This window comes from Enteractinococcus helveticum (assembly GCF_020742345.1).
GTDB lineage: Bacteria > Actinomycetota > Actinomycetes > Actinomycetales > Micrococcaceae > Yaniella > Yaniella helvetica_A.
Genome location: NZ_DYXC01000024.1, coordinates 21,961 through 29,107 on the forward strand (window position 1 = coordinate 21,961; position 7,147 = coordinate 29,107).

Consider the following 7,147-nt stretch of genomic DNA (forward strand, 5'->3'; position numbering starts at 1 on the left):
ACCATGCTCTATTCGATTTATACCAACGTCGTCATCGCCGGCCTTGAAGACCCAACACTGCGTGAAGGCCTGCGTGAAGAAGACGTCACACCCGGCATTCTCGGCTTCCTGGCTACTTTCGCATTCGTATTGGCAGCTATAGTTGTGTTCCGCATTATGATCCGTCAGATCCGCCGGGTGAAACTCCGCTCTACAACGGCGGAAGACATGCTTGTGGAGCGGAACCAGCCGCATCTGTCCCCAGAAGATCGTGAACGCTCCGAGATTGATGAAGTCGGAAACAGCCAGACCGATGTTCTGCGCAAGAAGTATCCAGGCTACCTGGATATGCCAACTCTGGAAGCCCAAGAGCCTGACTCTGGGCGTCAAGACTAGGTTGTCATAGCGCATGGGAGTCTCTCCACATCGGACGCTGCGAGTCCCTGATGTTGTCTACCGTTTTTACGAACGACGTCTGGCTCGCAGTTTGCAGTCCGACCAGCTGCCAAATCACATTGGTGTCGTGCTGGACGGAAATCGTCGATGGGCAAAACAATCGGGTGCCTCAACTGCCTATGGGCATCAAGTTGGGGCCGAGAAAATTCACGAATTCTTGCACTGGGTGGCAGAATTCAACATTCCGGTGGTCACGTTGTATATGCTGTCCACCGAAAACCTCAACCGCGAAAAGGCTGAGCTGGAACCGCTGATCCGTATTATCGCTAACACGCTGCGCCAACTGGGTGCAGGACTAGCCGATGGCACACAACTTAAAGTTCATCCGGTGGGAGACTTGGGTATTCTCCCGTCCGATTTGGCTGAGCTTTTGACCGAAACAGCCGCCGCGACCAGACACCATGAAGGCGTCCACGTCAACGTTGCCATCGGTTATGGCGGGCGCGAGGAAATTGTAGATGCAGCCAAGGCGTATCTCACAGATGCCGCCGAGGCTGGTTATACCCTTGATCAGGCCATCGAAGGCCTCGACGTCAATGCCATTTCAGATCGGCTCTATACTCGTGGTCAGCCGGATCCTGACCTGGTCATTCGGACTTCGGGGGAACAACGGTTGTCTGGATTTTTGATGTGGCAGTCGGCGTATTCTGAATTTTATTTCTGTGAGGCTCTATGGCCTGCATTCCGTCGGGTGGATTTTGTGCGGGCTTTACGCGATTACGCAAGCCGTAATCGTCGTTACGGCTCCTAGCCCAGGTTATCCACACCAGAGCCTTGGACACTCCTGCTGAACGCTAACGTTAGCTAAGGTTGCTGACGTGATCGATTTGGTAGCTCAAGAACTGGCCCAAACCTCTCCCGAGTTGTTGCCTCTCATTAGTCTGTTCGCAGCTCTAGTATTATTCGCTGTCTGTGGGGTGGCGCTGTTTGTCATTGATGTGCGTGAACACCGACTCCCGAACGCATTGACTGGCACGCTAGCCATCGGAGCGACGGCCTTGTTGCTGACCAGCACATTGACTGCCAGCAGTGATTCATTACTACACGGTCGTGCGATCCCTACACTCGTCGGCGCGATGGCCTACTGCATGGCAATGTTTATCCTGCATGTGGTCACCCGAGCAGGCATCGGGATGGGTGATGTAAAGCTGGCCGCAGGGCTTGGGCTCTACACCGGCTTTCTTGGGATTGACGCATTGATCGCAGGCTTTGTGCTGGCCTTTCTGATCGGAGGAGTGCAAGCCGTATTCCTCGTCTTATTCCGCGGAGCTAGTAAATCGACTCGGATTGCATTCGGACCGGCCATGCTCGTGGGCTGTTTACTGATCCTGCTCATGTAAGAAATTGCACTGCACGACCAACAGTATCGTCTAGGTGCCAAAAGCCCGAGGTCTATCACGTGACCGTTTATAAATGCCGTTGTGCCCCAGCTTCGATGGCGCGCGGCTGACGAGTATGCCACAAGCGACCATCGGACAGCTCAACAGCTGCACCGTTGGACTCTGCCGGCGTGTTGATCAAGCATTAAACGCGTCGTCCCCGCACAAGGGCGGGGACGACGTTGTCAAAGCTTTGAGACTAACTTGGGCGAGTCATCGACATTGGATCAAGTGCTTCATCCAGCTGTGCCTCGGTGATCTCACCGCGTTCAACATAGCCCAGTGCAATGGTGGCTTCACGAACGGTAATCTTTTGAGCAACCGAATGCTTGGCGATTTCTGCGGCAGCCTCATACCCGATGATCTTATTCAGAGGGGTCACAATTGATGGGGAAGCTCCTGCTAGGAATGCCGTGCGTTCGACGTTGGCTTGTAGGCCGTCGATCATCTTATCTGCCATGACACGAGAAGAGTTCGTCAGCAGTCGGATGGATTCCAACAGATTGGAGGCCATGACCGGGATACCGACGTTGAGCTCGAAGGCACCGTTGGTTGAAGACAGCGACACGGTGGTGTCGTTACCGATAACCTGGGCACACACCATGGAGACGGCTTCAACGATGACAGGGTTGACCTTACCAGGCATGATCGAAGACCCTGGCTGCAAATCTGGGATGAACAATTCGCCCAGCCCGGTGTTCGGGCCCGAACCCATCCAGCGTAAGTCGTTGTTAATCTTCAGGAGTGAGTAGGCAATGTTGCGCAGCTGGCCGGAGGCTTCCACCAGTCCGTCACGGTTGGCCTGGGCTTCGAAGTGGTTGCGTGCTTCGGTGAGCGGCAAGCCAGTTTCTTCGGCCAGGATCTCGATGACACGTTCAGAGAAGCCCAACGGAGTGTTGATGCCGGTCCCGACGGCGGTACCGCCCAAGGGTACTTCAGCAACGCGTGGCAAGGAGGAATCGATGCGTTCGATGCCGTAGCGAATCTGAGCGGCATAACCACTGAATTCCTGGCCCATGGTGACCGGGGTGGCATCCATGAGGTGAGTGCGACCAGCTTTGACGACGTCGGAGAATTCTTCGGCCTTACGCTCAAGTGATTCAGCCAGGTATGCCAGGGCCGGTTTGAGCTGATTGATCAGCGCATTGGTCACCGCAACGTGGACTGAGGTTGGGAACACATCGTTGGAGGACTGTGATGCGTTCACGTGGTCATTCGGGTGCACCGTGGTTTCAGAACCGGCAGCTTCCAACGCCTGGTTCGCCAGACTGGCAATGACCTCGTTGGTGTTCATATTCGAAGAGGTACCCGAACCGGTCTGGAAGACGTCGATAGGGAACTGGTCATCGTGGTTACCAGCAATAATCGCATCAGCAGCGTTGGTGATGGCCTTTGCTTGTTCATCGGTGATGACACCCAGCTCATTATTTGCAATGGCACAGGCTTTTTTGACCATGCCCAGTGCGTGAATGTGCGCGGGTTCCAGCCCCTGACCTGAAATTGGGAAGTTTTCTACTGCTCGTTGGGTTTGAGCCGAATACAGTGCATTGACCGGCACTCGGACTTCACCCATGGTGTCGTGTTCGATACGGAATTGCTGATCATTAGACTTCGTTGTCATAATCCTCATCCTAGGTGGGGGAGCGCCCCCGGGTTATTTATGTTCGGCTTGGTGCCAAGCCAGGTAGTCAGGGATTTACCGGACCTAAAATATCACCGATTTTCACAGAGCCATCGGACAGCGAATATGTTACCCCCATAACAGCGGTTCGGCCCTCTTTAACGGCCTGTGCGACTGCATAGGAAGTATCTACAACCCGGTGAACGGTTTGGTCCGTGTGCTCTTCCACGGTGCCATTGACATCGGTGATGCCCTTGGACCGTGCTGCCATTACTGATGGCATGATGCGTTCTACCAGTGAACGCATAAAACTTTTTGGCATGACGGCGGTTTGTACGGCCTCGACCGCTGCTGTGACAGCACCGCAGTTGTCGTGTCCCAGAATGATGATCAAGGGAACATCAATTTCTTCAATTGCGAACTGTAGTGAGCCGAGGACGGCGTCGTCAATGACTTGGCCGGCGGTACGAATGACAAAAACGTCGCCCAGTCCGACGTCAAAAATAATCTCCGCGGCAAGGCGTGAGTCGGCACAGCCAAAAATAACAGCGTGCGGGCTTTGTGAGTTCTCCAGTGTTGCGCGCCATCCGGCGTCCTGGTGCGGATGATCAACCGTTCCATCGACGAACCGTCGGTTGCCGGCTTTGAGTTGTTCCCACGCTTGTTGGGGTGTCAGCGTTGTTGACAAGGGGCTCCTTCGGTTGGACCCACACGGGGATAGTGTGCGGTGTCGGGGTGTTTTAGCGGTACTGGTTGATGAGTTCAGCGGCCAATTGGTGCAGAGTTTCTTCTTCCATGGAACCGGAGATGATCAGCGTCATGGTGTCCGACGGTTCGATTGAATCAGCTGGACGGTCATTCGTTGTTGCAGGTTGATCGAACCGAGCAACCAAATAGATATGCTCATCGCGTCCGACCCAGCGTTCGACGTCGTGGTTGGCAATGGTCACCATTGTGGAATTCCCCGCAGGTTTGATCTTGTCTCGGATCCAGCCATCGGTGGCATTCGATGTCTGGGAAACCCCGAAGAATTCCTCGTCCTCGGTCAAAAATCCGACATTCCAAGCCGGTACGTCGTCAAGGGAACCCGAATTCCAGCGTGCATAATTGGCACGCCAGGTGTCGGGTGCGTTGACCGTAACCGGCGTAAATGCTGCGACTTTGGCAACTTCCGACTGGGCCGCTGTGACATCCACGCCCGGATCAAATTCGTTATTGGACTGGGGATTCAACGCCATAAACGCCAGCACAATCGCCAAGGTCGCCAAGACTGAATACGTCATGGCCTTGGCAGTTTGGCTCATCCGCTCGCTTTGCGACTTGGTCAGTTTTGGCTTGGGCGCCGGTTCATCGGGTCCAGCAGCAGCCGGGCTGGTGTCGACACGGTCGTGATTGGTAGTGATGTTTTTTCCTTTGCAACAACACAAGAACTTAAAACTCTACGTCCCTATTGTGCCACCAAATTTGGGTGAGAGGACATTCCGATAGACTAGGAACGAAAATTTTCTCTAACCCACCAAGTTTTCGGGAGTACGTACATGACGAATAAAGCTTCGGCCCAGCAAACGAAAGGTGCCGGTACACAGGACCGCAACCTGGCTATGGAGCTGGTCCGAGTGACCGAGGCTGCGGCAATTGCTGCTTCTGAGTGGGTTGGCTTTGGTGAAAAAAACATTGCCGACGGGGCCGCAGTCGATGCGATGCGCGCATTCCTGCACACCGTGCATATGGACGGCACCGTTGTTATCGGTGAAGGCGAAAAAGACCAAGCCCCCATGCTGTACAACGGTGAACGCGTTGGTGACGGTTTAGGTCCGAAGGTCGATGTGGCAGTGGACCCGATCGATGGCACCACGCTGACGGCGATGGGTTACAATAACGCCCTGTCCGTGATGGCGGTGGCTGAACGTGGTTCGATGTATGACGCCTCGAGCGTGTTCTACATGGAAAAAATGGTTGTCGGTCCAGAAGCTGCCGATCTGGTTGACCTGCGTCTGCCTGTCAAACAAAACCTGTTGCTGCTGTCCAAAGCCTTGGACAAGAAAGTCTCCCAGCTCAACGTGTGTGTCCTGGACCGGCCGCGTCACGACGGTCTAGTCAAAGAAATCCGCGAGGCTGGTGCCCGCGTGAAATTCATTATGGACGGCGATGTGGCCGGAGGTATTGCTGCAGCACGCCACAATACCGATGTCGATATCTTATTGGGAACCGGTGGCACCCCTGAAGGCATCATCACGGCGTGTGCAATCAAAGCTACCGGTGGGATGATTCAGGGGCGTCTTGCCCCGGTTGACGACGAAGAACGTCAGCAAGCTATTGATGCTGGTCATGATTTGGACGCCATTTTGACTACGCATGATCTGGTCTCCACCGAAAACTGTTACTTTGCTGCGACGGGCATTACCGATGGTGACCTGCTGCGCGGTACCCGGTACTTCTCAAATCGGATTGAGACCCAGTCGATTGTGATGCGCGGTCAGACCGGGACGGTGCGCACCATTGAGGCCGAGCACCGTCCGGCGAAATGGAAGAAAGAGCACTAAAACGTTTTATGCCGCGGTTGCCGACGAGTCATCGTTGGTGACCGCGGTTTTTTCTTCCCGTTTTGGTGCCAGTTCATCTTCAAACACCCGGTCGGTGGTTTCTGATTCCACTGCTTCTTCAACTGTGGTTTCGGGATAACGATTCGTCACCAGCATCCAGGTGGCTGTTGCCGTCACGAACGCTAGGACAGGCGTGATGGCCCAGATGAGCGAAGTATTACGAAATACCACTGGAAGTAAGGCCGGGATGACGGCGATGAATATGGATGGTAGCGCCACCGACGTATCCGTGGGCTTTGGTCCGGTGGCGAAGGTGACGGTCACGACCACTATTCCGCCGACCAGAAAATACCACAGTTGGGGAACCGGTGCGAACCCTAAGGCCATCACACAGATGGCAGAAACCGTGGCGACAAGGGCGGCACGAAGTGTCGTTGGACTCAATTGTGAGTTAAAAATGTGGTGCAATGGATCCCCTATTTTGTTATAAAACTGCTGTTAATACTTAGGATAACCGGCAGGAAGAGCCAGTCAAGCGTGCGACGTACCTTATTCATATTGAGCGCGTAGCTCATGTCGTGCCTCACGGATCGTGAGCGCGAAGCCATAGTCTGAACGCATGGATAAGGATATTGTTTCGATGAGTACTCGGATTGACGTCACTCAGCAATTACGCACGGATTACCGGACTGGCAGCAAGTCTGAGAAGTCGGCGATCTTGGATCAGTTTTGTGCCTCCACTGGGCTGGGCCGATCCACGGCACGTCGGTATCTGACGTCCAAGACCATCGGGGTGAGCAACGTGGTGCGCTTCGACCGTCGGAAGCATAAACCTACCAAGTATTCGGCCAACGCGAAAAAACAACTGATTCGGGTGTGGCGGTTGATGGGCATGCCCTCGGGCAAATACATGGCTGCCGTCCTGTTGATCTGGCTGGATGCATTAGAAGCCCACGATGAGATCGCCGTTGGCCGATCCGGGTACAACCCCACAGTGCGTACCCAATTGTTGTCTATGAGTGCTGCCACTATTGACCGGTATCTGAAAGCTGAACGCGACCGGCTGAAGCTCAAAGGGATTGCCACCACCAAGCCCGGGGCCCTGTTGCGCAACTCGATTACGGTACGCAAAGCCGGCGACGAAGTCGAAGACGAACCCGGGTTTTTCG

8 protein-coding genes and 1 pseudogene are annotated in these 7,147 nt (G+C 54.5%); 5 read left to right on the top strand and 4 right to left on the bottom strand.

What is annotated here, in order from left to right; all coding sequences use genetic code 11:
* The first annotated feature begins 3 nt into the window (after nt 1-3).
* The 3 genes from K8V32_RS01415 (at nt 4) to K8V32_RS01425 (ending at nt 1,775) form a co-directional block, all read left to right on the top strand.
* Nucleotides 4-375 (top strand): hypothetical protein, encoded by a 372-nt coding sequence (locus K8V32_RS01415; protein ID WP_303901746.1) that lies wholly within the window; start codon nt 4-6, stop codon nt 373-375.
* A gap of 13 nt (nt 376-388) precedes the next feature.
* On the top strand, nt 389-1,186 hold the full coding sequence (locus K8V32_RS01420; RefSeq protein WP_524536666.1) for an isoprenyl transferase: 798 nt from the start codon (nt 389-391) through the stop codon (nt 1,184-1,186).
* A gap of 67 nt (nt 1,187-1,253) precedes the next feature.
* Nucleotides 1,254-1,775: a prepilin peptidase gene (locus K8V32_RS01425; RefSeq protein WP_303901749.1), complete on the top strand. Its 522-nt coding sequence runs from the start codon at nt 1,254-1,256 to the stop codon at nt 1,773-1,775.
* A 238-nt stretch (nt 1,776-2,013) separates the two neighbouring features.
* On the opposite strand, the gene K8V32_RS01430 is transcribed toward K8V32_RS01425, so the two are convergent.
* From K8V32_RS01430 to K8V32_RS01440, 3 genes are all read right to left on the bottom strand, one after another.
* Nucleotides 2,014-3,435, bottom strand: coding sequence for a class II fumarate hydratase (locus tag K8V32_RS01430; protein WP_303901752.1), 1,422 nt, complete (start codon nt 3,433-3,435; stop codon nt 2,014-2,016).
* Between the two features lie 67 nt (nt 3,436-3,502).
* Nucleotides 3,503-4,123 carry a carbonic anhydrase gene (locus tag K8V32_RS01435; RefSeq protein ID WP_303901755.1) on the bottom strand — a complete coding sequence of 207 codons (621 nt, stop codon included), beginning with the start codon at nt 4,121-4,123 and terminating at the stop codon, nt 3,503-3,505.
* A 52-nt stretch (nt 4,124-4,175) separates the two neighbouring features.
* Nucleotides 4,176-4,739 (bottom strand): DUF4245 family protein, encoded by a 564-nt coding sequence (locus tag K8V32_RS01440; RefSeq protein WP_303901756.1) that lies wholly within the window; start codon nt 4,737-4,739, stop codon nt 4,176-4,178.
* A 234-nt stretch (nt 4,740-4,973) separates the two neighbouring features.
* Here K8V32_RS01440 and glpX point away from each other — a divergent pair, with 234 nt between their 5' ends.
* Nucleotides 4,974-5,978, top strand: coding sequence for a class II fructose-bisphosphatase (gene glpX / locus K8V32_RS01445; RefSeq protein ID WP_303901759.1), 1,005 nt, complete (start codon nt 4,974-4,976; stop codon nt 5,976-5,978).
* Nucleotides 5,979-5,984: 6 nt separating this feature from the next.
* Here the strand turns inward: glpX and K8V32_RS01450 are convergent, their stop codons facing one another.
* Entirely contained in the window at nt 5,985-6,422 is a 438-nt protein-coding gene (locus K8V32_RS01450) for a hypothetical protein (protein WP_303901762.1), read from the bottom strand.
* 196 nt (nt 6,423-6,618) lie between these two features.
* Between K8V32_RS01450 and K8V32_RS01455 the strand changes: the two are divergent.
* A pseudogene (locus K8V32_RS01455) lies at nt 6,619-7,147 on the top strand (integrase catalytic domain-containing protein); the annotation flags it as partial.